The following is a 553-nucleotide window of genomic DNA, read 5'->3' as shown; positions in this document are numbered from 1 at the left end:
TCAAATTAGTATCTTTGAGCCATTGAATACAGCACGAGCCTTTCGGGCGCTGTGAGCGCTGCAGTTGTGATTTGCTTTCAAATTAGTATCTTTGAGCCATTGAATACAGCAAGCCGAGGTCTGAACAGGACGAGTACGGGGTTGTGATTTGCTTTCAAATTAGTATCTTTGAGCCATTGAATACAGCTCCGTACAGGTTTGGGAGAGGCTGAATATCGTTGTGATTTGCTTTCAAATTAGTATCTTTGAGCCATTGAATACAGCGAGTAATAGCATTCATGTCAATATCACGAGTTGTGATTTGCTTTCAAATTAGTATCTTTGAGCCATTGAATACAGCGACGAGTCAAGCGTATACGTAGACGCTTTGTTGTGATTTGCTTTCAAATTAGTATCTTTGAGCCATTGAATACAGCCATATTTTAGGAATACATTTGTGATAGCTGTTGTGATTTGCTTTCAAATTAGTATCTTTGAGCCATTGAATACAGCTGTTATCTTTTTGATTACGCTACAAATTTAGTTGTGATTTGCTTTCAAATTAGTATCTTTG

At 37.6% G+C, this 553-nt stretch carries 1 CRISPR repeat array.

Features of this window, described 5'->3' with window-relative positions:
* Nucleotide 1 precedes the first annotated feature (1 nt).
* A CRISPR array of direct repeats spans nt 2-492; the repeat unit is 32 nt; unit sequence CAAATTAGTATCTTTGAGCCATTGAATACAGC.
* Between the last annotated feature and the right edge of the window lie 61 nt (nt 493-553).

Source organism: Bacteroides sp. HMSC067B03, from assembly GCF_001811315.1.
Classification (GTDB): domain Bacteria; phylum Bacteroidota; class Bacteroidia; order Bacteroidales; family Bacteroidaceae; genus Bacteroides; species Bacteroides faecis.
Note: the sequence above shows the minus strand (reverse complement) of the source record. Positions and strands in the feature narration are given on the sequence as shown.